General features: G+C 65.6%; 22 protein-coding genes. 9 read left to right on the top strand and 13 right to left on the bottom strand.

The genetic code is table 11. The features are described from left to right. Positions 1–4: 4 nt before the first annotated feature. Entirely contained in the window at positions 5–817 is an 813-nt protein-coding gene (locus LGN19_RS29585) for an enoyl-CoA hydratase-related protein (RefSeq protein ID WP_226218681.1), read from the bottom strand. 355 nt (positions 818–1,172) lie between these two features. Here LGN19_RS29585 and LGN19_RS29580 point away from each other — a divergent pair, with 355 nt between their 5' ends. Beyond that, positions 1,173–1,844 (top strand): TetR/AcrR family transcriptional regulator, encoded by a 672-nt coding sequence (locus LGN19_RS29580; protein WP_226218769.1) that lies wholly within the window; start codon positions 1,173–1,175, stop codon positions 1,842–1,844. A 237-nt stretch (positions 1,845–2,081) separates the two neighbouring features. On the opposite strand, the gene LGN19_RS29575 is transcribed toward LGN19_RS29580, so the two are convergent. Next, positions 2,082–3,218: a TIGR03364 family FAD-dependent oxidoreductase gene (locus LGN19_RS29575; protein WP_413227250.1), complete on the bottom strand. Its 1,137-nt coding sequence runs from the start codon at positions 3,216–3,218 to the stop codon at positions 2,082–2,084. A gap of 669 nt (positions 3,219–3,887) precedes the next feature. On the opposite strand from LGN19_RS29575, the gene LGN19_RS29570 reads away from it, so the two are divergent. Then, entirely contained in the window at positions 3,888–5,057 is a 1,170-nt protein-coding gene (locus LGN19_RS29570) for a porin (protein ID WP_226218677.1), read from the top strand. A 686-nt stretch (positions 5,058–5,743) separates the two neighbouring features. Further along, positions 5,744–6,394, top strand: a complete 651-nt coding sequence (locus LGN19_RS29565; RefSeq protein WP_226218675.1) for a response regulator transcription factor — start codon at positions 5,744–5,746, stop codon at positions 6,392–6,394. Between the two features lie 60 nt (positions 6,395–6,454). Here LGN19_RS29565 and LGN19_RS29560 read toward each other — a convergent pair whose 3' ends face one another. The 6 genes from LGN19_RS29560 to LGN19_RS29535 all read right to left on the bottom strand — a co-directional run bounded on the left by LGN19_RS29560 (position 6,455) and on the right by LGN19_RS29535 (position 12,803). Beyond that, positions 6,455–7,885: a purine-cytosine permease family protein gene (locus tag LGN19_RS29560; RefSeq protein WP_226218673.1), complete on the bottom strand. Its 1,431-nt coding sequence runs from the start codon at positions 7,883–7,885 to the stop codon at positions 6,455–6,457. A gap of 17 nt (positions 7,886–7,902) precedes the next feature. Further along, a complete protein-coding gene (locus LGN19_RS29555) occupies positions 7,903–8,976 on the bottom strand; it encodes a porin (RefSeq protein ID WP_226218671.1) in 1,074 nt (357 codons plus the stop codon). Between the two features lie 303 nt (positions 8,977–9,279). After that, a complete protein-coding gene (locus tag LGN19_RS29550) occupies positions 9,280–9,771 on the bottom strand; it encodes a nuclear transport factor 2 family protein (protein WP_174957555.1) in 492 nt (163 codons plus the stop codon). A 74-nt stretch (positions 9,772–9,845) separates the two neighbouring features. Next, complete coding sequence (locus LGN19_RS29545) at positions 9,846–10,187, bottom strand: hypothetical protein (protein ID WP_043185625.1); 342 nt, start codon at positions 10,185–10,187, stop codon at positions 9,846–9,848. Between the two features lie 14 nt (positions 10,188–10,201). Then, the gene (locus LGN19_RS29540; protein ID WP_175221955.1) at positions 10,202–11,404 is read right to left on the bottom strand and encodes an aromatic ring-hydroxylating oxygenase subunit alpha; all 1,203 of its coding nucleotides are present in this window, start codon (positions 11,402–11,404) and stop codon (positions 10,202–10,204) included. Positions 11,405–11,462: 58 nt separating this feature from the next. Continuing rightward, positions 11,463–12,803, bottom strand: a complete 1,341-nt coding sequence (locus LGN19_RS29535) for an acetamidase/formamidase family protein (RefSeq protein WP_226218669.1) — start codon at positions 12,801–12,803, stop codon at positions 11,463–11,465. Between the two features lie 216 nt (positions 12,804–13,019). Here LGN19_RS29535 and LGN19_RS29530 point away from each other — a divergent pair, with 216 nt between their 5' ends. From LGN19_RS29530 to LGN19_RS29515, 4 genes are all read left to right on the top strand, one after another. Beyond that, positions 13,020–14,519 (top strand): PAS domain S-box protein, encoded by a 1,500-nt coding sequence (locus LGN19_RS29530; protein ID WP_226218667.1) that lies wholly within the window; start codon positions 13,020–13,022, stop codon positions 14,517–14,519. 161 nt (positions 14,520–14,680) lie between these two features. Continuing rightward, a complete protein-coding gene (locus LGN19_RS29525; RefSeq protein WP_122950363.1) occupies positions 14,681–15,010 on the top strand; it encodes a non-heme iron oxygenase ferredoxin subunit in 330 nt (109 codons plus the stop codon). A gap of 14 nt (positions 15,011–15,024) precedes the next feature. Next, positions 15,025–16,035, top strand: coding sequence for a 2Fe-2S iron-sulfur cluster-binding protein (locus LGN19_RS29520; RefSeq protein ID WP_226218665.1), 1,011 nt, complete (start codon positions 15,025–15,027; stop codon positions 16,033–16,035). A gap of 31 nt (positions 16,036–16,066) precedes the next feature. Next, complete coding sequence (locus LGN19_RS29515) at positions 16,067–16,351, top strand: SemiSWEET family sugar transporter (RefSeq protein ID WP_175221959.1); 285 nt, start codon at positions 16,067–16,069, stop codon at positions 16,349–16,351. Between the two features lie 58 nt (positions 16,352–16,409). Here LGN19_RS29515 and LGN19_RS29510 read toward each other — a convergent pair whose 3' ends face one another. Genes LGN19_RS29510 through LGN19_RS29500 form a run of 3 tightly spaced genes read right to left on the bottom strand, consistent with a single transcriptional unit; the run spans position 16,410 to position 19,021 of the window. Next, the gene (locus LGN19_RS29510; protein WP_226218663.1) at positions 16,410–17,222 is read right to left on the bottom strand and encodes a glucose 1-dehydrogenase; all 813 of its coding nucleotides are present in this window, start codon (positions 17,220–17,222) and stop codon (positions 16,410–16,412) included. Between the two features lies 1 nt (position 17,223). Beyond that, the gene (locus tag LGN19_RS29505) at positions 17,224–17,766 is read right to left on the bottom strand and encodes a flavin reductase family protein (protein WP_122950360.1); all 543 of its coding nucleotides are present in this window, start codon (positions 17,764–17,766) and stop codon (positions 17,224–17,226) included. After that, positions 17,756–19,021: a styrene monooxygenase/indole monooxygenase family protein gene (locus LGN19_RS29500; protein ID WP_226218661.1), complete on the bottom strand. Its 1,266-nt coding sequence runs from the start codon at positions 19,019–19,021 to the stop codon at positions 17,756–17,758. Before LGN19_RS29500 ends, LGN19_RS29505 begins: the two co-directional genes overlap by 11 nt. Positions 19,022–19,609: 588 nt before the next feature. Here LGN19_RS29500 and LGN19_RS29495 point away from each other — a divergent pair. Both LGN19_RS29495 and dctA read left to right on the top strand, forming a co-directional pair. Continuing rightward, positions 19,610–20,533, top strand: a complete 924-nt coding sequence (locus LGN19_RS29495) for a LysR family transcriptional regulator (RefSeq protein ID WP_226218659.1) — start codon at positions 19,610–19,612, stop codon at positions 20,531–20,533. Positions 20,534–20,567: 34 nt separating this feature from the next. Beyond that, complete coding sequence (gene dctA, locus LGN19_RS29490) at positions 20,568–21,896, top strand: C4-dicarboxylate transporter DctA (RefSeq protein WP_226218657.1); 1,329 nt, start codon at positions 20,568–20,570, stop codon at positions 21,894–21,896. A gap of 24 nt (positions 21,897–21,920) precedes the next feature. Here the strand turns inward: dctA and LGN19_RS29485 are convergent, their stop codons facing one another. Then, positions 21,921–22,703, bottom strand: coding sequence for a substrate-binding domain-containing protein (locus LGN19_RS29485; RefSeq protein ID WP_226218655.1), 783 nt, complete (start codon positions 22,701–22,703; stop codon positions 21,921–21,923). Positions 22,704–22,768: 65 nt separating this feature from the next. Continuing rightward, positions 22,769–24,064 (bottom strand): MFS transporter, encoded by a 1,296-nt coding sequence (locus tag LGN19_RS29480; RefSeq protein WP_226218653.1) that lies wholly within the window; start codon positions 24,062–24,064, stop codon positions 22,769–22,771. Positions 24,065–24,386 lie beyond the last annotated feature (322 nt).

Here is a 24,386-nt window from a genome sequence, read left to right as displayed (position 1 = left end):
TGGATCAGCGGCCCGCAAACCGGGCAGTCTGCCTGGCATGGAACGCGTCCAGCCCGGCAGCGAAGTCCTGCGTCGCCGCGCAGGCGCGGAACGCGTCGGCTTCGGCGCCGAGTTGCGCGGGCAGGCTGCGGTCGAACGACTCGCGCATCAGGCGCCGGATTGCGCCATAGGCCAGCGTCGGGCCGGACGCGACGTGCTGTGCCCATGCGTCGACTTCCTCCTGAAGCCGCTCCGCCGGGACGACCCGGTTGATCAACCCGAGCCGCTCGGCATCGGCAGCCCCGAACGTCTCGCCCAGCATCGCGATTTCGAGTGCGCGGCGCAGCCCCACCAGGCGCGGCAACGCCCACGAGGTGCCCGAATCGCAGCTCGCACCCAGGTTGATGAAGGCCGAGTTGAAGCGCGTCCCCTCCGCCGCCAGCACGAAGTCGGCCTGCAGCATCAGGCTCAGGCCCGCACCCGCGGCCACGCCATGAACCTGGGCGATCACGGGCGCGTTCAGTCCGGCCAGGATCGCCACGGCCTCGTGAATCGGCGTGATCAGATCGACGGCCCCTTGCACGGGATCGGCGCGCAGCGTCGCCAGATCGCCGCCCGCCACGAACCCCTTGCCGGCGCCGCGCAGCACGACGGCCCGCACGGAAGGGTCGGCCGCGAGATCCTTCGCGGCGGCGAGCAATGCGCGGGCCATCGGCACGTCCAGCGCGTTGAGCGCGTGCGGCCGGTTGAAGGTCAGCGTGACGACTGCGGCCGCGCGCTGCACTTGCAGTTCGGGAGCGCCCGGGACGTCCCGCGAAGGTGAGTCGGTCGTATTCATCGGCATTTCAGGAAGAGACGCAACTGATGGGCAGGCCGTGGATCACACCGCATGCCCGGTCGATCGGGCGATGGGTCGCCGCAAGCGCCCCGATCGCGGCGGCCGGCTTGCGCGGGCACCCCTGCCGCCCGCCGCGCCCTGTCACGCCCGGCGTTCGACGACATGCCGGCTCGCGCACCGCCGCACGATGGCCCTTCGGCCGCCGTAGCCCGAGCCGAACACGTCCCGGTCATCGCGGCCAACAGGTGTTTCACGGATTTTTCCATGAACCTACTTTCGAGTAACATAGTTACGATTCGGTAGATTCTAGGTTTTGAACGATACTTCACCATCCGTACTTTCCCGCGTTTGCCTCATGTCCAATCCCCCTTCGGCGCCCAAGTCCCGACGCCCCGCCGACACCGCGTCACCCTGGACGCCCGCCACCGAGCGCGAACAACAACGCGAAGCAAAACGCAACGCGGTGCTGTCGACTGCCGCCCGGCTCTTCAACGAGCGGGGGTTTCACGCGACTTCGCTCGACGACATCGCCGCCGAGCTGCACGTCAGCAAGCCGACGCTCTACTACTACGTCAAGAACAAGGACGACATCCTGTTGCAGTGCGTCCGCAAGGGCCTGGAGATGGTGCTGGAGGGCATCGAGCAATCGCGCAGCGCCGGCGGCAAGGCGGTCGACCAGCTGGTCGCATCGATGAACGTGTATGCGCGGATCGTCACGATGGATTTCGGCATGTGCCTGATCCGCGTGGGCGACGACGAGTTGCCGCCCGACAGCCGCGCGGCGTTGCGGCAACTCAAGGCATCGATCGACCAGCAGTTCCGCCGGCTCGTGGCGGAAGGGGTCAACGAAGGTTCGCTGGCGCCGTGCGATCCCAAGATGGCAGCCTTCGTGATCGGCGGCGCACTGAGCTGGATCGGGCGCTGGTATCAGCCCGGCGGCGAATACACGCCCGAGCAGATCGCGGAGCACTGCATTGCGACGCTCACCGGTGGCCTGTTGCTGCGTCGGGAAGCGGGGGGCAAGTGAAGGCGTAATCGGGCCGCGCTCGGCGGAGCGACAGGATCGGGCCGCCACGCCGGGCGACCGCAGTCGGCTGGATGCCGTGCCGAGAGTGACCGGCACGCAAGCCAACCTGGATGTCAGGGACGCGCGTTATCGATACGCTCGCCTAGCACGCCCTCGAGCGGCCCCGTCGATCATCGGCCGCGTGAGTCCCGCGGGTCCCGCGAATCCGTCGGATGCGCGACCCGCATGCCCGCGCCATCACCACGCGGCAAACACGTCCTGCGCGATCCCGAAGCCCGTGCTCATCCCGGCGCCGCTCGTCACGACGACGACGCGCGTGCCGTCGTCCGGCGTCTCGATCACGCAATCGGCATCGGATGCCGACGGATAGCTGCCGGTCCAGCGCTCGATGACGTCCAGTTCCGGCACATCGAGCGTCTCTTGCAGCAGGCGCAGGATCTGCGCATCGATCTCCTGCGTCGCGAACGGCAGCGGCGCGGCGCCGTATTCGTGCGAGTCGCCCACGACGAGACTGCCGTCGGCGCTCTGCACCGCGATCAGGTGGATGCCGTAACCGAGGCACACGGGTTCTTCCGCCTTCAGGCGCGTGCGCAACGCGTCGGCCGCGGGCAGCGCCGCGAAACCCGAGTAACGCAGCAGGCTCAGGTCGCTCATCACCGCGGCGCGCAGCGTCAGTGCGCGTCGTGGCCGCACGCGCAGCATCTGCAACTGGCACAGCCGGACCTGATGCTGCGCGAACCAGTCGCCATACAGATGACGGCTGTCCGCATTGCCGCAGACGATCACGCGCTCCGCGTGCAGCACACCGCGCGACGTACGCACGGTCGGCGTTCGCACCTCGTGCACCATCTCGCCGTAACGGAACCGCACGTCGAAGCGCTCCGCCAGCCACGCCGCCAGCAACCCGATCGCGGTACGCGGCTCGATGCGCAGTTCATGCGGGCTGTGCAGCACACCTTGCGCGCCGTCCAGCCGCAACGCCGGCGCCACGGCCGCCGCTTCGCCGGGCGTCATGACCCGGCAGCCGTCGGCCATGCCGGTCTGCATGAAAGCGTCGATCAGGTGCAGCGCCTCGGGGCGACGCGCAATCAGGTGGAGGCCCTGGTGAAGCACGTCGATGCCGGCTTGCGGCGCCACGTCCGCCCAGACCTCGCGGCTCGCGCGCGCACGCCGCCAGCTGTGCTCGGCGTGCTGCCCGGTGACGGTGACGAACCCGAAATTGCGGATCGACGCGCCCACGCATGCGGCATCGCGCTCGATCACGCAGACGCGCAACCCCTTGCGTGCCGCCGTATAGGCATGGGCGAGGCCGACGATACCCGCGCCGACGACGATCACGTCATAAGAATCTGCCGCTGCGATGGCGTTCACGATTGCACGTTCCTTTTGTCCAGATGACACGCGCCGCCCGTCGGGCCGTGCGCATCGGTTGCCGCTCGCCGCGTCCCATGGACGGCTCCCCGGGAGCGGGGCGAACGGGCCGGCACGTGCTGCTCGTCCCCGGGACGGTCGCCCGATCCCGCACTATCGCGACGCAAGATGACATCCGAATGAAAAACCGCAAAATCGCATGAATTGACACATTTTGCCATTGCACGACATGGCGGAAATCTGCGCCGACCTGCCGGGTCGCCGCATTCGCATGTGTCGCATTCTCGTCGCCCGAATCCGCTGTCAGCGTACGGATGACATGCCGAAATATCTCGACTGTATTGCGTGAATGCGCTTTTCACGCACATCGGAACAGCATGCCGCGCAACACGCGCTCGCCCGCGCAGCGTGTCCGCAGTGGATCGCCCTGGCCCGCCATGTGCCGTGGCAACTTAAGCCAATTCATGCTGTTTTGTGGTTTTTCATGTGCATGTCACCAAGGATCGCAACACTGCCGTGTCGCCGGTAACCGCGTCGCCGGAAATCCGGCCGACTCCGGCTGACGGACACCACGAATGGTCGGCAGGCTCGCCTCGAGCGGTCGGATCGGCTTTTCAATTGATTCACAGTCCTTAATTAAACACGTATCGCTCTCGCATGGAAAATTCAACGATGAAGAAGTTCGCACTGTCCGCTCTCTCGCTGTCGCTGCTGGGTGTCGCCGGCGTGGCGCACGCACAGTCGAACGTCACGCTGTACGGCGTGATCGACACGTCGATCACGTACGTTCACGGCAACGGCGGCACGGGCAACAATCTGTGGCAGATGGGCACCGGCAACCTGTCGGGCAGCCGCTGGGGCATGAAGGGCAGCGAGGACCTGGGCGGCGGCCTGAAGACCGTGTTCCAGCTCGAAAGCGGTTTCAATTCGGGCACGGGCCGCCTTGGCCAGGGTGGCCGCATGTTCGGCCGCCAGGCGTTCGTCGGCCTGCAGAGCAGCCAGTACGGCACCGTCACGCTGGGCCGCCAGTACGACCCGGTCGTCGATCTGGTTCAGGGCGTCACCGGCGACAACTATTTCGGCGGCATCTTCGCGACGCCGGGCGACGTCGACAACAACGACAACAGCCTGCGCGTGAACAACACGGTCAAGTACACGTCGCCAGTGCTGGCCGGCCTGCAGGTCGAGGCGATGTACGGCTTCGGCGGCGTCGCCGGCTCGACGGGCTCGGGCCTCACGTACGCGATCGCAGCCGCGTACAACAACGGCCCGCTGGGGATCGCCGGCGGCTACTTCTACACCAACAACGTGAGCGGCGCCGCACGCGCCACGGGCTGGAGCGGCTCGTCCGACGCGATCTTCGACGGCCCGATCAACAGCGGCTACCTGAGCGCGAAGAGCATCGGCATCGCGCAGGTCGCGGGGCAGTACGCGATCGGCCCGGTCACGCTGGGCCTCGGCTACAGCAATGCGCAGTACCGCCGCGACGGCGATTCGCTCGCCGGTTTCGCCAATACGCAGAAGTACAACACCGGCCGCGCATTCGCCACGTACCAGGCATCGGCACCGCTGCTGCTCGGTGTCGGCTATGCGTACACGAAGGCGAGCGGCAACGTCGACGCGAAGTATCACCAGGTGTCGGTGGGCGCCGACTATTCGCTGTCGAAGCGCACCGACCTCTATCTGATCGGCGCCTACCAGCATGCGAGCGGCCAGCAGCAGGTCGTGAACGCAAGCGGACAACTGGTCACGCAGGACGCGCAGGCGTCGATCGGTTCGTACGGCTATGCCGGCACGAAGTCGCAGGAGATCGTCGCGCTGGGCCTGCGTCACAAGTTCTGATCGCGATGTTGTTTGGCCCCGGGTGCGTGCGTGCATCCGGGGCCGCCGCCGTTGGATTGCGCTGCGCGCCACCGGCACGTGCCCGCCCGCTCATACGGCTGCGGTTGCGCGTTGCGCAACGTGAGCACGGAGCACGTGCCGGTCAGCTGGCCGCTCGGGATCTCGTTCGAAGCCACCTTGCCCGCTCGCCCAGTCTCGCCGGTTTCTCGACGCCCGGCGGGCTCGCCGGTGCGCAGCAGGCGGCCGTGTGGTTGTTCGCCACATTCGCTGCCGCGCCCCTGCTGGCCGCTGTCGTCGCACGCCGCGTGGCGGTTCGCTGATGGACGGGCGGCTCGCCATTTCTGCCGCCTGTCTCGAAACGACAATGGAATACCCTCCATGACCGTGAACCGGCCGTGACGCACGTCATTGCGCCGTCCTGACTATCACGGCCGACCACCCGACGCAGGATCGTCCCGCATCCGACGCGAAAAGCACGCCTCACTGCCTGGAGATCAACTACCGGTGAGGACTTTCCCGGCTGTCCCGGCCAATATTGAAACGATAGAATTTCCACGATTTCCGCACCGGAATCCAGCTGCGCCCAGCAGACTGCGACAGGTTCGAATGCGATTTCAATCCCGAATCCGGATCTCGAACGACCCGAACGACCTTGCCGACAAGCAGCAACGAAACAGGAAACGCACATGGACAGCCGTCGATCGAGTCCCCCCCATCACGACCGCACGCCCAGGATCTACGTCGTGGACGACGACGAAGCGGTACGCGTGTCGCTGCGCTGGCTGCTCGAATCGGTCGGACACCAGGTGGATGTGTTCTCGAACGGGCGCGAATTTCTGTCCGGCGCCGATCCGGAGATTCCCGGCTGCCTGCTGCTCGACATTCGAATGCCGTACATGGGTGGATTCGAATTGCAGGAAAGCATGCGCGCCGCCGGATTCCGGCTTCCGATCATCTTCCTGACCGCGCATGGCGACATTCCGATGACCGTTCGCGCGATGAAGGGCGGCGCCTATGATTTTCTCGAGAAACCCTACAACGACCAGGACCTGATCGACAAGGTCGCCGACGCGCTGAAGGTCGGCCTGCGCGAATACCGGCAGGCCCAGGCGGACAGCCAGACGCAGGGCCTGCTCAAGCAGCTGTCGGCACGCGAACGCGAGGTGTTCGACCTGCTGATCGAGGGCAAGGCATCGAAGGTGATCGCGGCCGAACTGAACATCAGCTACAAGACCGTGGAAGTGCATCGCGCGCACATCCGCGAGAAGCTCGGTGCCACGTCGCTCGCCGAGCTCGTGCGGCTCGGGATGCGCGGCACCCCGCAGCACGAAGAATGAACCGCGGCCGAGCCGGCCGCCGTCCGTGCCGCGGGACGGGCCGGCCGGATGCCGCGCAGGTCAGCCCTCGACCTGCCCGCGTGCCGGGTTCATGCGCTTCAGCATGCCGACGCGCAGCACCGGATACAGCACGAACGACGTGATCAGCGACGTAAAGAACTCGATCGGCACGACGCGTTCCAGCACGTAGTGCGCCAGCACGAAACCCGCCGCCACCGTCACGACACCGGCCCAGTTGATCTCCTCGTCCGCCGGTGCGGAGCAGCCCGGCATGCGGCCGACGAGCAGATAGTCGGCGATGATGATTCCGGCGAACCCGGTCGTCAGTACGCCGAGCACGGTGATGAACGCGTTGAACCACGCGAGGATCGAACCGACCAGCATCAGGCAGGCCAGCACGTTGGCCAGCACGACGAACGTGAAGCGGCCGGGCCGCCAGTTGAACAACGCGTCCGCGAGATTGGTCAGTGAAAGCGACGCGCTGTACGTATTGAGCACCTGTGCCTTCGACTGTGCAAACACCATCAGCAACGTGCCGAACAGGCCGCCGAACACGATGAACGCGACGGCGACGCTGTCCGGACTTTGCAGCGCAAGCGTTCGCGCGGCCGCCTCGGTCATCCCGCCCGCCTTCATGTGATGGGCCACGATCTGGTCCATGCCCGCATACATCACGATCCCGCCGACGGCGACCATCACGACATCCATGAAGACGTTGCCGATCACCGCCGCAATCGCGATGTCCCGCGACGATTTCGCATAGCGCCCGAGATCGGCGTCGATCAGCGCCAGCGCGCCGGCCGATCCGATCATCACGTTCACGCAGAAACTGAACTTGCCGACGTCGGTATCCGCGCCGAGCGCGTGAAGCACGGCGACCGGCATCTGCGCGCCGAACTGCGTGACCGACGCCCACGATTGTCCGGACGCGGCGATGACTTCGACCATCATGTAGGCCAGCACGGCGAGGAACGCGAGCAGCGCCAGCGACGACACGCGCGCAACCAGCCTGAAGCCGAAGGCCGTCAGCAGGATCCACGCGACCGACAGGATGCCGTACACGAGCATGCGCATGTCGAGCGTATCGGGCCGGTCGAGATAGAACAGGAAGCCCTTGTAGAGCAGCGCGTTCTCGAGGGCGATGAAGCCGGTGATCATGAAGCCGAACACGAGCGCGAGCAGCGCCGAGCCGCGCGACCCGAGGCCGTGCCGGCGCGACAGCACCGTACTCGACAGCCCGGTGCGGTAGGCGATATGGCCGGCGCCCCAGCCAAGCAACGCACCGGCGACGGCGACGAATACGCCGGCGAGCAGGCCGATCCGGATGCCCGCGACGAACGTGACGAGCGCACCGACGAACAACTGGATCAGCGTGGTGACGATGCCCGCGGTACTCCACGACAACTGCAGCCAGTTCTGGCGCTCGTTGTCCGGCACGGCCTCCAGCGCATGATCGTCGGTACGCGAAGTGAGATTGGATTCGCTATGCATGGTGACGTCCTCCGGCCTCAGAAAAGGTGGCGCATGCCGATGCGCACGGCCGTCTGGTTGCCGCCGGCGGCGGGCGCCGACAACCCGGAGATCCATGCGTTCGCGTCGGCATTGCCGCTCGCGCGCTGGTACACGAGATTCGTGTAGATATCCGTACGCTTCGACAGCCAGTAGTCGAGCGTCACGCCGAACTGATGCGCCTTGTTATTGCCGAGCTGCGCATTGCCCTTCATGTACTGGTAGTCGCCATGCACGATCGTGAACGGCGAAAACATGTAGTCGATGCCGGCCTGATAGACGTCGACGTGCGCGTTGCTGAACGTGTTGCGCGTGTTGGTATACATCGCGTCGAGCTGCAGCTTGCCGATCGTGTACCGGCCGCCGAGCCCCCAGTTGCGGATGCCGTCGCGTCCGTTGTTGATCGACGGATCCTTCGCATAGGTGTAGGCCGCATTGAGCCCGAGCGGCCCGTTCGCATAGTTGATGCCCGCGCTGATCGTGCTGTCGGTCCCGAACGAGCCCGCGACGCCGCCGAAGCCGTACATCACGCCGGCATCGAGCCCGCGGTAGTCCGGCGTCACGTACTTCACCGCATTGGCGACCCGGAACGCACCGGCGACGCGGTTGAAATCGAGGCCGCCGTACGGCGTGCCGAGCCCCTGGAACGGTCCCTGCTGCAGGTTGTACAGGCTGACGTAGCCGAGCGACTGACCGAGGCGCTTTGCGGACAGCGACTCGAACATGAACTCGTACTGGTTGCCGAACGTCAGCGTGCCCCACGGGCTTGCCAGGCCGACATACGTCTGCCGGCCGAACGTGCCGCCGCCGATCGACTGGCCGTTCTCCAGGCCGAACTGGCCTTCCAGCTTGAAGATCGCCTTGAGCCCGCCGCCCAGATCCTCGCTGCCTTGCAGGCCGAACAGATTGGGCACCTGCATCCCGGTCGACATCACCGTGTTGCGGTTCCCGCCCTGATTGCTGATGAAGGTCACGCCGGCATCCAGCACGCCGTACAACGTGACGCTGTTTTGCGCGGCGGCCGCCAGCGGCACGCCCATGACGGCAATCGCCATCCATCTGGTTTTCTTCACTGAGTGTCTCCCGGGGTTTCAGTCGTTCGATTCATGCCTGCAGACGCTTGCCGGAAACGGCCGGCGCGATGCATCGACGCACCGGCCGTTCCGCTCGCGAATCCTGCGAATTCGCAGCGACTCCAAGTTAAGAAGCCGAAATTGCTGCCGACATTCGGTCGCGCACGTAAGAAACTAGATGGGAATACTTATTTGTCTTCTGATTCGATACGGCACACGAGCGGTGCGGCGGCGCACGAAAAAAAGGCCGCGTTCGCACGCGGCCGGATGAAGCGCCCTGTCTTCGCGGGTTCGCCGATCGGGTCAGGAAGACGGACGAGGCAACCACGCCGCGTCGTGTCGATGAATGAGCCGAAGATCGAGCAACACGCTCCGGAAACGCCACTGCCCTTCGTCGATCGCAACGCGGCTGTCATACGCGCCGCCGATCCAGTGGGCGGCCGGCGGCTCGGCATCGTCGTGGCCCGGTCGGATCTGCGCCAGCTCCCACAAATGCCATCGGCATCGCCCGCTCAGCAACGTCTCGTCGATCTCGATCACCGGCACGGCCATGTAGTGCAGGCTCCAGACGATCTGCTCGCTGCCGATGCGCGCGAGTTGCTCCGCAATGACGTCGCGGCCTTCATGACGCCCGAAACCCCTCGCTTCCCACACCGCGTCGCGACTGAAGAGCGGCGCCATCAACGCGGGATCGTTGCGTCGATCGGCCCCATACGCGTAGCGGCCGACGAGCTGGCCGACGTCGGCGATTGCCTCGAGGCGCGCAATGCGCCGGGCGAGTGTCGATGCGGCCATCGGCCGGTCTCCTTGCAGGAATGCGCCCGATATCCAGCCGGACATCGGGCATGCGCCGGACATGCTTCGGCAGTTCAGTGCCGTGCGTCGCCGTGCTCGGCGACGAAGCGTGCTTCGTCGAAGCTGTACGGTACCTTCGGATCGCCGCGATACAGTTCGATGTGCGGCGCGACTTCGGCGAGCGACAGCGCCAGCGACAGCAGCCGTGCGGCGTCCGCCGGCAATTCACCGATCGGATAGCGGTCGAGGTACGTCAGGATCGACGGCAGCCGCGGCAGCATGTTGTCGTAGAAGTAGCGCAGTTCGCCGCTCGACGAGCCGATGCGGCGCTGCTGCCGTTCGTTCTGGGTCGGGAGAGCCCACGCCGCGACGAGCGGCTCGAGCATGTCGAATTCCTTCGGAAGCAGATTGTCCATTGCGTGCGTCTCCGTCATTGTTCCATGTACTGTTCGAGGACCTTGTACCCATGTCGCAGCAGGATTTCCTCGTCCTGAAGGAACATGTGCTGCTTGGCGCCGGACGCAAGCGCGGCATGCGTATCCTCCATCGTCGCCGTATCCTCGAGCCATGCGTTGCGCTGCAGCACCTGGGCGAACTCGACAGCCCAGCGTTCGCTGTTGGTCTTCGGCGGCTTCACGTAGTACTTGCCCTCCCACAGCGTCTTGTCGTGCGACAGCGGCCAGAACTGATGGGTGAACCAGATCCCCTCCGAGATGTGGATCAGGATGTTCGGGAACACGACGCTCAGTTCGAACGAGAAGTCGCCCCGGCGGTCGGGGTTCACGCCCGGCGGCAGCATCGACGAGCCGCGTTGCGCGACCAGCGACGCGCCCGTGATGCCGTTCGCGATGCCGGCGACCGGCGTCGGCGTGGCATTGAGCGTCAGGCAAATGCCGGTCGTGCGATGCTCGTCGAACAGCGCGACGTCGGTCAGCCCGCTCGAGAACACGTTCGGAAACGAACCGGCATGGATGGTCGACACGTGATACGCCTCGGAGAACGCGTCGAGCGCGATCTTCCAGTTGCAGTCGAGCACCGTGTTGTAGCTGAAGCACTGGCTCATCTCATGAAACGGGTAGCCCGCGAGATGCTGTCCGAGGCCGCCGAGATACGCGTGCAGCGAGCGCTCCGGCTGCGCGGCCAGGTTGATGAAGATGAAGCCCTCCCACACCTCCGTATGGACCGGCGTCAGCCCGCTCGACGCCTTGTCGAAACACGGCGGAAAGCGCTCCTCCTCCGGCACCTGAACGAGCTGGCCCTGGCCGTCGTAGACCCAGCCGTGGAACCGGCACGTGACGACTGCCGCCTTGTTGCGGCCGAAGGTTTCCTCGCCATGCTCGACGACGACCTTGTTGCCGCGGTGCGAGCAGGTGTTGTGAAAGCCGCGGATCGTGCCGTCCTTGCCGTGCATCAGGATCACCGACGTCTTCGCGAAATGGATCTTCTTGACCTTGTAGTCGCCGACCTTCGGAATTTCCTCGATGCGCCCGACCTTCAGCCAGGTCTTCGAAAACACGCGCGCCTTTTCGCGTTCGTAGAACGCCGGCGATATGCAGGGCTCGACCGGAATCGGCTCCGTGCCGAGTTCCGGATACTTGGCCGCCCATCTCAGGGTATTGGTGGTGGTGTCCATCGCTGCTCCTCTCAATGAATTGATTTGCCTTGCTCGATCGTGTCGACCGTCACGCGGTTCAGGTCCGGTCGTGCGCGCCGTCGTCGAGTCCGTATTGCGCGCGCGCCAGGTGCGCGATGCCGAGGCGTTCGAGTACCGGCATCGGGCACAGGAACGTGACCCGCACGACGCCCGGCAAGCGGCTGATCTCGATCGAACCGGCGATCGTCGCGCGGTTGAGGATCTCGTCGTATGCCAGCCCCGTGACGTTCGTCGCGCGCTGCAAACCGTTCTTCGTCGCGTCGTTGAGCGTGGCTCCCGATCCGATGAAGGTGATCGGCGCGTTCTCCTCGATCTCGCGCTGCCCGTAGCGGGCCGCGAGCGCCGCAACCCGTGCGCGCTGCGCCGCGTTCATCGGCCGCGCCATCGGCGGCAGATCATCCGGTCGCTGCAGCAGGATCGGACCGTCCAGCGTCAGCCCCTTGATCACCTCGACCTGCAGCTCGACCTCGCCCGCGACGTCGGTCGCGTGGCCGGCGATCTCGCCATTGCCTTGCTGCGCATGCATGTCGCCCATGTACACGCCGGCCCCCGGCACCTTGACGGGGCAGATCAGGATCGCGCCCTCGCGCACGCTGTTGGTGTCCATGTGGCCGTCGGTCTTGTTCGCATCGAGCGTTTCGCGCGACATGCCGAACGCATGCGGCGCATCGATCAGGAACGCGCCGAAATCGCCCGCGTTGTGCGAGTCCGGCATGTCGACCGACGGGATCGTGCCGATGTTGCCGAGAAACGGCTGCATGTGCGCCGCCAGCCCGCTCATGTCGGCGCGGGCAAGCGAAAGGATCGAATGCTGTTCGGACGAGGCCGGCAGCCGCGCCATCTTTCCCGGCATCCCGGCGATACGCTGCGCGGCGTCCTTGTCGACGGTCAGCGACACGTGGTGCTCGTGGTCGAGCACGATCACGTAGCCGTGGCTGAAGCGGAACGCATTGACCTCGGCGCCGCAGACGCTGCAATGGATCGCGTCGTCGCCGGTGCCCTCGACGTGACTCGGCGGGCTTTCGGTACCGCAGGTCGTGCATCGCTTCGCGACGAACGGGTCGCCGACATAGCGGCCCTCGACGAACTCCATCACGCCCGACGACGTCGCGAGCGACGTCACGTCGCAACGCAGGATCTTCAGCGCCACGGCATCGCCGATTTCGGCGCCGTCGACGGCGACAGGCTGCGTGACCTCGTGCCCGCCCTGGAAAATCGGCGTAATCATCGGCCCCCAGCAACCGGGCGGCGTACCCGTCACGATGCGCCCGCCGTTCCTGACCGGACCGAGCATGGTCAGGCGCGGCCCGATGACGCCGCGCGTATACGCGCCGACCTCGACGACGTCCCGCGGTTCTGCCGACGGTGGATGGCTCATGGATGTCTCCTCGCTCGAATGCGGAACGGGGCCTCGCGCCACGTCTTCCGCTTCATGTTGATCAGTGCACTCAAGCGTAAGGAAATCGCCTGCCGGCCGTTATCCGGTCGGTCAATTAGCGCATTAGGTGATAACACTTAACGGCCGGCCGGCCCACGAGTTGTGCGCTTTCGCGGTGCTATGCTGACAGCCGGATTACCCCTGGGCGCCCCTGTCATGCATTCCGTCAGTCAATTGAGCCGGACCAACTACCAGGAGGTCTTCGTCTACGCGAACGACATCATGGTGATCCACGACATGGACAGCGGGGAAATCCTCGAGGCCAATCGCAAGGCATGCGAGATGTACGGGCACACGATCGACGAATTGCGCGGGATGTCGATCGGCGAGCTGACCCGGAACCACTCTCCGTACGACACCGAAGGCGGCCTGAGGCGCGTGTGGGAGGCGCGCGATTCCGGCGACACCGTGATCTTCGAATGGGTGATCTGCAATGCGCAGGGCCGCGAAACGCCTGTCGAAGTGAGCCTGAAGCGCATCACGCTGAACGGGGTCGACCGTGTGATCGCGATGGCGCGCGACATCACCGAGCGCAAGGAAGCGCATGCCGCGCTCAAGGAACGCGAGCGGTACTACCGCAAGCTGATCGAGCGCTCGTCGGACGGCATTGCGATCCTTTCCGCCAACGGCATCATCCGCTTCCTCGGGCCATCGATCCATTCGCTGCTCGGTGTTTCCGCGCGAATGCCGGTGGGCCGCTCCGTCTATGCCTTCATCGCACCGGACAACGTCGACGCGGTGCGCGACACGCTGCGCGCGCTGGCGCCGGACGCGAGCGCCAACCTCGGCTACCGGATCCAGCACCGCAACGGCACGTGGCGCATCCACGAAGCGCGCTGCCGGAACCTGCTCGACGATCCGGCCGTCAACGGGATCCTGGTCAATTTCCGCGACGTCACCGAACGCGTCAGGGCCGAGGAAACGGCCCGCGCCCGCGCGCTCGAACTCAGCCGGATCTCGCGCATCTCGACGACCGGCGAGATGGCCACCGCGCTCGCGCACGAGCTGAACCAGCCGTTCTTCGCGATCGTCAACTTCGTGGCGGGGTGCCGGCGGCGCATCCAGTCCGGCAATTTTTCGGCCGACGATCTGCTGCACGCGCTCGAGCTCGCGCAGCACGAAGCCGAGCGCGCCGGCCGCATCATCAACAAGGTGCGCGAATTCACGTGCAACCGGACCTACCAGCGCCAGTTGATCGACGTGCGCACGCTGGTACGGGACATCGCCGACCTGATCGCGCTGCGCGCGCGGCAAAGCGATGTGGCGGTCACGTACGAACTCGACGACGCGCCATGCGAAATCGAGTGCGACGACGTGCTGATCCAGCAGGTCGTGATCAATCTGGCCGTCAACGGGATCGAGGCGATGTCGGGCACGTCGCTCGCGCGCCGCGAACTGTGCATCGCGGTCGCGAGGCGCACCAACGGCAATGTGCAGATCACCGTGTCCGATACCGGCCCCGGCCTGCCGCGCGTGAGCCCGGACCGCATCTTCGCGTCGTTCTTCTCGACCAAGCACACGGGCCTCGGGCTCGGACTGTCGCTGTGCCACTCGATCGTCGATACGCACGGCGGGCACCTGTGGGTCACGAGCGCGGAAGCCGCGCCCGGCACGCGTTTCCACGTGATGCTGCCGCGCTCGGCCGGTGCGGCCTGAACGCGGCGACGATAAGCGAAAACCTGTATTCGCTAAGCAGTCGATCCAATTTACCCGTCAGGCAGCCGTCACTACCCTGAAGCCATGACGTCCCGCAGGCAGCGGAACCGGCGCGATATCGCACGCCGGTTCATGGACGTCGACAACCAGGGAACACGATCATGACGGTAGCCGAACATACGATCCATTTTCTTTGCCGCACGTCGGACGTGCCGCACGGATGCGCGAAGCGCGTCGCACTCGACGGCCGCGCGCCGGTCGCGGTCTTCAACCTCGACGGCCGGTTTCATGTCACCGACGACACCTGCACGCACGGCGAAGCATCGCTGTGCGACGGCGAAATCGATGGCGACGTCGTCGAGTGTCCGTTCCATCAGGGGGCCTTCGACATTCGCACCGGCAAGGCCGTCGGTGCGCCCTGCATCGTCGATCTGAAGACGTATGCGGTCGTCGTCGAAGACGACGCGATCGGCATTCGCATCGCCGATTGACGGAGGACGACGATATGCAGGAAATCCTTCTCGACGGATCGGTGCACCGCTTTGCGTGCGATCGCGACGACACCCTGCTCGGCGCCGGCTTGCGGGCCGGCCTGGGCATGCCGTACGAATGCACCGCGGGCGCATGCGGCACCTGCAAGTTCGAACTGCTCGACGGCAGCGTCGACGTGCTGTGGGACGATGCGCCCGGGCTGTCGGCGCGCGATCGCGCGAAGGGCCGGCACCTCGCCTGCCAGTGTCGCCCGACGAGCGACTGCCGCATCAAGATCCGGCTCGACGACGCATGCCGCCCCGAGCAACCGCCGCGCAAGCAGGTCGCCACCTTGATCGCGACGGACGGCGTCACGCACGATATCCGCGAGTTCCGCTTCCGCACCGATGCGCCCGCGGCCTTTCGTCCGGGGCAATTCGCGGTGCTGCACTTGCCCGGAATCGCCGGCACCCGCGCGTATTCGATGGCGAACCTGCCGAACGACGACGGCGACTGGCATTTTCAGGTACGCCGCGTCGAACGCGGCGCCGGTTCGACCGCGCTGTTTGAGCGCGTAAAACCGGGCGACCGCGTGATGCTCGACGGCCCGTACGGGATGGCGTTCTTGCGCCCCGAACCGGCTCGCGACGTGGTCTGCATCGCGGGTGGGTCGGGGCTCGCACCGATGCTGTCGATCGCACGCGGCATGGCTCACGCCGGCATGCTGGGCAAGCGCCGCCTGCATTTCTTTTATGGCGCGCGTACGCCGCGCGACGTGTGCGGCGACGCGCAACTGCGCACGCTGCCCGGTTACGGCGAACAGCTCGTGTTCCACCCGGCGGTATCGTCGCCCGGCGGCGCCGGCGACTGGTCGGGCCGTACCGGCTTCGTGCACGAATACGTCGAGGACGTCCTCGGCGCGAACCTGGCCGACCACGAGTACTACATGGCCGGCCCACCGCCGATGATCCAGGCGATGCTGGACGTGCTGCTTGCCCGTCACGGCGTGCCGGCGTCGCAAGTGCACTTCGACCGATTCTTCTGATCCACCCACTCCACGTAACAGGTCACGCACCATGAACATGACCGATACCGTCGGCCTGGTCGCCGGAATACTGACGACCATTTCGTTCGTTCCTCAAGTCGTCAAGATCCGGCGCTCAGGCTCCGCACGCGATATTTCCTACACGATGTACGCGTGCTTCATCGCCGGCGTGAGCCTGTGGCTGTACTACGGCATCGCGATCGGCGCGTTGCCGGTCGCGCTGAACAACGCGGTTGTACTGCTGCTGGCCGTCACGATCATCGTGCTGAAATATCGCGCCGAAGCACGGGCCGCAGCCGGCAAATCGGGCAATTGAGCTCGGGAGAATGAGAAAGGGCGTCGGTCGGCCACCCCCCCCCCCACGCCCGTGCCGTTCAGGCGGCCGGTGCCGTCAGTTCACCGATCGGCGACAGGCCCTGCTCGGGGCCCATCGCCGAATAGCCGCCGTCGACGGCCAGATTCGCGCCGGTGATGAACGACGCCTTGTCGGAGACGAGGAACAATACCGCGTTGGCGACTTCCTCCGGTTCGCCGATGCGGCCGAGCATGTGGAATTTCTGCGCGACGGCATTGGTCCGGCGCTTGTCGCCGCCCGATATCGCGTCCAGCACGCCCGACCACGTCCAACCCGGCGACACCGCATTGACGCGGATATTGTCGCGCGCCAGATCCAGCGCCTGGCTGCGCGTCAGTTGCAGGATCGCCGCCTTGCTGGCCGGATACAGCCAGCGGCCCGCCTGCGCCGCGGACGCGCTCGTCGAGCCGAAATTCACGACCGCGCCGCCGCCGGCCTCGCACAGGAACGGATAGGCGGCCTGCAACAACAGGCAGGCGCCTATCACGTTGACGTCGAACGCCGCATGCCATTGCGCGCGCGTCGACGACAGCGCGTCGTCGACATACGCGCACGCGACGTTGACCAGCATGTCGATGCGGCCGAACCGCTCATGCGCGGCCTGCACGCAATCGCGAATGGCCGCATCGTCGGCAAGGTCGGTCTCGACGAACATCGCGCGTGCGCCGAGCGAATCGGCCAGCGCACGGCCGCGCGTGACGTCGATGTCGGCCACCGCGACCTGCGCGCCGCCGTCGCACAGCGCGCGGGCAACCGCCGCGCCGATCAGCGTCGCGCCGCCCGTGACGATCGCGGTCTTGCCTTCGATGCCCCAGCTTGTCGATGGATTCATGTCAGCTTTCCTGTCGGTTCGTGTCCAGCTCGCGCAACGCACCCATGCAGAAGACCAGCGGCGCCTGCTCGTGCCAGCGGAAGCGGTTGACCCGGCCGACGAAGATCGCGTGATCGCCGCCCGCGTGCACGATCTCGTTCTCGCATTCGAACTGGGCGACCGCGCCCGCGATCAGCGGCACACCGCCCTGCCCGTCGACGGTATCGACGCCGGAAAACCGGTCGTCGATCGGCTTGGCAAAGCGCGTGCAGATATCCTGCTGCGAGCCGGCCAGCACGTTGACCGCAAAGAAGCGGCAACGCTCGAACGCGCGCAGGTTCGGCGAGCGGCGCGCCAGGCTCCACAGGATCAGCGGCGGATCGATCGATACCGACGAAAACGAATTCGCCGTCAGGCCGATCCGGCGGCCCTCGTCATCGACCGTCGTGACGACGGTCACGCCCGTCGCGAAGCAGCCGAGTGCGCGCCGGAAGTCGCCCGGTGCCTGCGGAATCTCGTGATGATGGCGCCACGCGTGCGCGACGATGTCGTGGTCATGCCGCATCGCGCGCCACCCGCTCCGCGACGAAGCGCTGTGCCTCCGACAAATCGGCGATCCACGGCCAGAACTCGCGTGGACGCTGAAAGCAGCGCACGAAGTCGTCCGCCACCGCACGCTGCCCCGACGCCGCGCGCAACACGTGCAGGATCGCATCGCTCGGCGGTTCGAGCAGCGCGTTCGTGAACGCCGTCGTATACCTGGCCGACGTGTCCCAGAACGCGTCGAAGGTCCGCTGCATCCACCCGGCGTCGAACGGCTCGCGACCGTGCACGTCGATCGCCCGCAGCAGATGGTCCACCATGCGCGACGCGTTGTTCGCGCCCTGCCCGGCAATCGGATCGTTCAGGCAAACCGTGTCGCCGACGCCCATCACGATACGGCCGGAAGCGAGGCAGCCGACCGGATGGCGCACGGTCGGCGTAAAGGCGCCCTTGAGCCACGCATTCGGATCGGTCAAGTGCGCATCGTCGAGCAGGCTTGCATCTTCCGGTGCGAAGTCGCGCATCACGCCGCGCGCAATCTCGAGCAGTTCATTGCCGTCCGTCGCGTCCTGGAAGCGATCCATGTCTCCGCCCGGACGCGCTTCGAACAGAAAGCTCCGGCATTCGCCCACGCCATGCGAGTAGAACGGCAGCGAAAAGAACTCGCCGACACCGAACACGAAGTTGAACCGCAGCGGCCGGAAGTCTGCTTTCGGCCACGGACGATCCCCGACGATCTGCGGCCCCTTGAGCAGCATCGCCGCGAGATTGCGCGGCGGCTTGTCGTGCACGCTTCGCGCGGCATCGCGCGCGAACAGCGCGTTGATCGCCCCCTTGCCGGACGCGATGAACGTCAGATCATTGGCGCCGGCGATCTCGTCCAGCTCGTCGATGTCGACCGCGCGAAACACGAGCGTGCCGCCGCGTCGTTCGAATTCCTCAGTCAAGCGCGCAAACTTCGTCCGCTGGTCGATCGCCTGACCCGACCGGTCGTGCAGCCGCCCCTTGACCGTCATCACGCTCGCGCCCGACGGCTCGCGGAAATCGACGAGCATTCCTTCGCCGGCGGGTGCGACGTCTTCCCAGAAATTCAGGCCGAGCCGGCGTTCCCAGTCCAGCGTTTCGTTGAACAGAAACGCGGTGCTCGGGATCCTGCCCGCCAGCAGCTGATCCGGCGTGCGATCCGTATACACCGTGACCTCATGCCCGCGGTCCAGCAAACCGAATGCCAGATGAAACCCGGCCTGCCCGCCTCCTACGATTCCGATCTTTCTCACGTCGCATGCCTCCTGTTTGTTTGGGTTATGCGTAGCGTAGGAGGCCGGACAGGGCCGGTAAATTCGCTCGGCTACTTACGACCCTAGATGGAAGCACCTATGCGCCATCGCACGGGCACGACGAAAAAAGGGTGCCATGTTGCGGAATATCATCCCGCAGCACGGCGAGTCGGTGCAACGGTGGAAACGAGCGGCCGATCCGTTCACATCGTCATCCATCATCCCCAAGCGCCCGCCTCGGCCAGATGTCGCACCGATGCCAGCGGGTTCCGGTCGCGCAGATCGGCTACAAACAGGCCGACGTTGCACGCTCCGCGACCGTCGACCGCGAAGTGCAGGCGTTCTTGGTTACGACGGGCACGGCCGCCCGTTGCCTGGCGCTTTCCGCGCAGGCGAATCCGTGGGATGCGATCCGGTGCCCCCGCGCGTCGCCGCGGGCACCACGCCCCCCCTTCTGCTTCGTTCCGCCGCCGTCGCTCCGCAGTTCATCGCATGAATCATGCGTTGCACGGTCTTGCTTCATCACGGCGGTAAAGTCGCGGCAGAATCATGCAAAATGCTCCGCATCTGAGATGCGGAGACTGACCCGTGGCAATCAACTTCGATTTAACCGACTTGCAGGCGTTTCGCGCGGTCGTGGAAACGGGAAGTTTCCGAAAAGGCGCAGAGACGGTCAGCCTTTCCCAGCCTGCCTTGAGTCGCCGAATCGACAAGCTCGAGGAAGCGCTCGGCGTGCGGCTCTTCGAGCGCACGACGCGTAGCGTCACCCTCACCACCGTCGGTCGCGTGTTCGCCCAGAGTGCCGAACAACTGCTCGACGATCTCGACGTCGCCCTGCTCGGCATTCGCGACGTGTCATCAAGCCGCCTGGGCCATGTGACCATTGCGTGCGTTCCGTCAGTGGCTTACTACTTTCTGCCCACCATCATCGCGCGCTATCATCACCGCTTTCCACGCATCAGGGTCAAGCTGCTGGATGCGGGCGCAAACGAGGTGCTGGGCGCCGTCATCAGCGGCGAGGCCGATTTCGGCGTGAGCTTCATCGGCAGCCAGGAAGCCGACATCGAGTTCAAGGTGCTGCTCCAGGAGCGGTTCGTTGCCGCCTGCCGCCGCGACCATCCGCTCGCGCGCAAGAAGCGCGTGACCTGGAACGAACTTTACGAGCACGATTACGTATCGGTTGACAAGACTTCCGGTAACCGTCTGTTGCTCGACCAGGCACTTGCCGCCGTGGCACCACGTGGGCCGAGCGTGTGCGAAGCGCGCCACGTGACGACCCTGCTCGGATTGATCGAAGCGGGGCTCGGCGTCGCCGCGGTGCCCTCGATGGCGATGCCCGGGCACGACCACCCTATTCTCACGAGCGTGCCGCTCGTCGAACCGGTCGTCAAACGACGCGTGGGAATCGTGAAACGACGTGGACGACCGCTCACACCGGCCGCCGAAGCGTTTCATCAGATGATCATCGAAGCAAAGCGCGCCGGTATCGCAAGCAGCAGTGCATCGGTGTGACAACGACAGCAGAGACACGAAGGAAGACCGTACAGTGAGGTTGGCCAGGCTGCTTGGATCGCTTTATGTACAGGTTCTGCTCGCGATGATGCTCGGCGTGACCGTCGGTCACGTCTGGCCGGAAGCAGGCGCGATGCTCAAGCCCCTTAGCGACGCGTTCGTCGGCCTCGTACGGATGACCATCGCGCCGATCGTCTTTTGCACGATCGTCTCGGGCATCACCTCACTGGCGAATGGGCAGGCAATCGGTCGCACGATCGTTCGGGCCCTGGCGCTCTTCTATCTGCTGACCGCCATCGCGCTCGCAATCGGGCTCGTCACCGCGTTCGTGCTGCGACCGGGTGTCGGCATGCACATCGACGTCCACCATCTCGATTCGCGCATCCTCGCGCCGTACGTGAAGGATGCGCAGCCACCCGGGCTCGTCGCGTTCGGGCTGAGCGTGATCCCCGATACGATGCTCGGCGCGTTCGAGAAAGGCGAGGTGTTGCCGGTGCTGCTTCTGTCGCTGCTGTTCGGCTTCTCGCTGAACGCACACCCGCGGGCCGGACGGCCCGTTCTTGCACTGATCGACGGTATCGCCCAGGTCGTCTTTCGCGTACTCGCGATGATCATGCGGCTCGCGCCGATCGGCGCATTCGGCGCGATGGCCTTCACGGTGGGCCGATTCGGGATCGGCTCGATCGGCTCGCTTGCGAAGCTGATGGTGTCCTTCTATGTAGCCTGCGCACTGTTCGTCGTGCTGGTGCTCGCCCCGCTCGCACGGCTGCACGGCTTCACGCTGTGGCGACTCTTGCGCTACCTGCGCGAAGAGTTGCTCATCGTCCTCGCGACGTCCTCGTCGGAGCCCGTTCTGCCACGCCTGATCGTCAAGCTGGAGTCGCTCGGTTGCGACAAAGGCGTCGTGGGGCTCGTGCTGCCGGCGGGCTATTCCTTCAATCTGGACGGTACCGCGATCTATCTGACGCTCGCAGCGTTGTTCATCGCGCAGGCGTGCGACGTGCCCCTTTCCGCGTCGCAAATCGCGATGATGCTCGCCATCATGCTGCTCACGTCAAAGGGTGCGGCCGGTGTTTCCGGTAGCGGGCTGGTGGCGCTGGTCGCCACGCTCGTCGTCATGCCCGACCTGCCCGTCGCCGGCGTGGCACTGCTGGTCGGCATCGATCGCTTCATGTCCGAGGCACGCGCACTGACGAGCGTGATCAGCAATGCCTGCGCGGTGATCTTCGTTTCGATGTGGGAAGGTGCATGCGATCGTACGCGTCTTGCGCAGACGCTCGCCGCAGAGGGGCCGGTATCCCCGAACGGGGCCGATGTGGGCGGTGCCGTGGCCCATGCCGACGGTGACGGGAAGGCGGTCTGACGCGCACCTTCCCGTCGATCCGGCTCAATGAGCGGGGACGGAATCCAGTCCGGTCGATTTCACGTCCGCCTGCACATCGGGCGACGCAAGATAGTCGAGCAGCGCCTTCGCTTCCTTCGGATGCTGCGCGCCGACGGGGATGCCGGCCGCGAAGCGCGTGACCGACTGCAGCGACTCGGGGATCTTGCCGACGAAGGTCGCCCCCTTGACCGGCAGCAACTCGCTCACCTGCTGGAAGCCGATTTCGTAGTCTCCGTTCGCGACGACCGATGCCACCGGGATCCGCGGAATCATCTTCGCCTTCGACTTCACCTGCTCCTCGATGCCGAGCTTCCTGAACAGCTCGCGTTCGATATACACGCCGCTCGCGCTGTCCGAGTAGGCGATCGACTTCGCGTGCAGCAGCGCCTGCTTGAGGCCTTCGGCGGAACCTATATCGGGCTTTGCCGAGCCGTCGCGCACGACCACGCCGATGCGCGAGTCGGCCAGCTCGACCCGCGATCCCGGGATCACCTTGCCCTGCTTGATCAGGTCGTCCAACGCATAGCCGACCATGATGACGGCGTCGGCAGGCTCGCCGCGCGCGAGCCGGTTCGGAATCGCTTCCGGCGACTTGCCCATCGACGGGCCGAGCGAGGTATCGAGCGTGTTACCCGTCGTGGACGCAAACCGGGGGCCGAGCAGCTTGTAGGCGGCGGTGAAGCCCCCCGAGCTCATCACGTGCAGTTCGGCGGCCTGCACATCGGCAGCAACGGCCGTGGTGGCAACGAGCGCCGTTGCGCAAAACTTCAGGAGCAGATTTCTCATGGTCGTGGTCGTGCGAGTTCGTGTTGGTTCGTTCGAGTGACGGAGCATTCCGGATGGATTCCGCTTCAATGCGCCGGCGTCAGCGTCGCGGCACGGCGACGATAGAGCGCGAACGTCGCAAGCAGCGCGCACACCGCGGCGAAGCTCATCCAGTAGCCCGGTGCGGCCTTGTCGCCCGTCATGTGAATGAGCGCGGTCGAAATGGCCGGCGTGAAGCCCCCGAACACGGCCGTCGCGAGGCTGTAGGCGAGCGAGAAGCCCGCGACACGCACCTGCACCGGCATCACTTCCGTGAGCGCGACGATCATCGCACCGTTGTAGATCCCGTACATGAACGAGAGCCACAGGAGGACGAGCAGCATGTTGACGAACGACGGTGCGTGAGCAAGCAACGACAGCGCCGGGTAGGCGGTCACGACGGTGAGCAACGTCATGCCGACCAGCAGCGGCCGGCGGCCGATCCGGTCGGACAGCGCGCCGCCAATCGGCAGCCACACGAAGTTCGACACGCCGACGCAGAGCGTCACGAGCAGGCTGTCGGCGGTGCTCAGGTGCAGCACCGTCTTGCCGAAGGTCGGCGCGTAGACCGTGATCAGATAAAAGCTCGTGGTGGTCATCGCGACCAGCATCATGCCGGCAACCACGACGCCCCAGTTCTGAACCAGCGTACCGAACACTTCCTTCATGCCCGGACGATGCTGGCGCGCCTTGAACTCCTGGGTTTCCTCCAAGTTGCGGCGCAGCATGAAGATGAACGGCACGATCATGCAGCCGACGAAGAACGGCACGCGCCATCCCCATGCGGCGATGGCCGATGCGCTCAGCCAATGATTGATCGCAAAGCCGAGGCCCGCTGCGACGACGATCGCGACCTGCTGGCTGGCCGACTGCCAGCTCGTGAAGAAGCCCTTGCGGCCGGGCGTGGCCAGCTCGGCGAGATAGACCGACACGCCGCCCAGTTCGGCCCCGGCGGAGAAGCCCTGCAGCAGCCGCCCGAGCAGCACGAGCGCGGGTGCGAGCAAGCCGATCGTCGCGTAGCCCGGCACGAACGCGATCAGGATGGTGCCGCTCGCCATGATGGACAGCGTGACGATCAGGCCCTTGCGGCGGCCCACGTCGTCGATGTACGCGCCCAGCACGATTGCGCCCAGCGGACGCATCAAGAAGCCGGCGCCGAACACGGCGAAGGTCATCATCAACGACGCGAACTCGCTTTGTGCGGGAAAGAAGACGTTGGCGATCTGCGTGGCATAGAAGCCGAACAAGAAAAAGTCGAACTGCTCGAGAAAATTCCCGGCTGTAACGCGGAAAACCGCAGCGGCCTTCGAACGTTCGGTCGGAAGGCTGGACGAGGGGTGCATCGGGGTGTCTCCTGAAAATCCTGAAATACGCGGAAGGGGCGGGTCGATTGTCGTTTTCCGGCATGTTCGCTCGATCCCGGGCAGACGATAAGTGCGATTTTTGGAAGGATTAATGTCGATTCGTTATCAATCGACGGGGCAGCTGTGCGTGTCGCCGTACATCGTTCCGCCCCGGACTGCCTTGCCCCCTCACCCGTGCCCGGTCGCACACGTTTGCGCCCCGTTGCGCGATCGAACGCGCCGACTGGCGGCCACGCCGGCCTCGATTTTCGGTTAACCGTGCCGTTAACCTGGATTTGAACCGCGCCAGAGCCATTCCCGC

The sequence above is a fragment of the Burkholderia sp. AU30198 genome (genome assembly GCF_020419825.1).
Classification (GTDB): Bacteria; Pseudomonadota; Gammaproteobacteria; order Burkholderiales; family Burkholderiaceae; genus Burkholderia.
Note: the sequence above shows the minus strand (reverse complement) of the source record. Positions and strands in the feature narration are given on the sequence as shown.

Coding starts and splice junctions, on each gene's coding strand:
- LGN19_RS29585 (WP_226218681.1), bottom strand. CDS start 817: ATGAATACGACCGACTCACCTTCGCGGGACGTCCCGGGCGCTCCCGAA.
- LGN19_RS29580 (WP_226218769.1), top strand. CDS start 1,173: ATGTCCAATCCCCCTTCGGCGCCCAAGTCCCGACGCCCCGCCGACACC.
- LGN19_RS29570 (WP_226218677.1), top strand. CDS start 3,888: ATGAAGAAGTTCGCACTGTCCGCTCTCTCGCTGTCGCTGCTGGGTGTC.
- LGN19_RS29565 (WP_226218675.1), top strand. CDS start 5,744: ATGGACAGCCGTCGATCGAGTCCCCCCCATCACGACCGCACGCCCAGG.
- LGN19_RS29560 (WP_226218673.1), bottom strand. CDS start 7,885: ATGCATAGCGAATCCAATCTCACTTCGCGTACCGACGATCATGCGCTG.
- LGN19_RS29550 (WP_174957555.1), bottom strand. CDS start 9,771: ATGGCCGCATCGACACTCGCCCGGCGCATTGCGCGCCTCGAGGCAATC.
- LGN19_RS29545 (WP_043185625.1), bottom strand. CDS start 10,187: ATGGACAATCTGCTTCCGAAGGAATTCGACATGCTCGAGCCGCTCGTC.
- LGN19_RS29540 (WP_175221955.1), bottom strand. CDS start 11,404: ATGGACACCACCACCAATACCCTGAGATGGGCGGCCAAGTATCCGGAA.
- LGN19_RS29535 (WP_226218669.1), bottom strand. CDS start 12,803: ATGAGCCATCCACCGTCGGCAGAACCGCGGGACGTCGTCGAGGTCGGC.
- LGN19_RS29530 (WP_226218667.1), top strand. CDS start 13,020: ATGCATTCCGTCAGTCAATTGAGCCGGACCAACTACCAGGAGGTCTTC.
- LGN19_RS29525 (WP_122950363.1), top strand. CDS start 14,681: ATGACGGTAGCCGAACATACGATCCATTTTCTTTGCCGCACGTCGGAC.
- LGN19_RS29520 (WP_226218665.1), top strand. CDS start 15,025: ATGCAGGAAATCCTTCTCGACGGATCGGTGCACCGCTTTGCGTGCGAT.
- LGN19_RS29515 (WP_175221959.1), top strand. CDS start 16,067: ATGAACATGACCGATACCGTCGGCCTGGTCGCCGGAATACTGACGACC.
- LGN19_RS29510 (WP_226218663.1), bottom strand. CDS start 17,222: ATGAATCCATCGACAAGCTGGGGCATCGAAGGCAAGACCGCGATCGTC.
- LGN19_RS29505 (WP_122950360.1), bottom strand. CDS start 17,766: ATGCGGCATGACCACGACATCGTCGCGCACGCGTGGCGCCATCATCAC.
- LGN19_RS29485 (WP_226218655.1), bottom strand. CDS start 22,703: ATGAGAAATCTGCTCCTGAAGTTTTGCGCAACGGCGCTCGTTGCCACC.
- LGN19_RS29480 (WP_226218653.1), bottom strand. CDS start 24,064: ATGCACCCCTCGTCCAGCCTTCCGACCGAACGTTCGAAGGCCGCTGCG.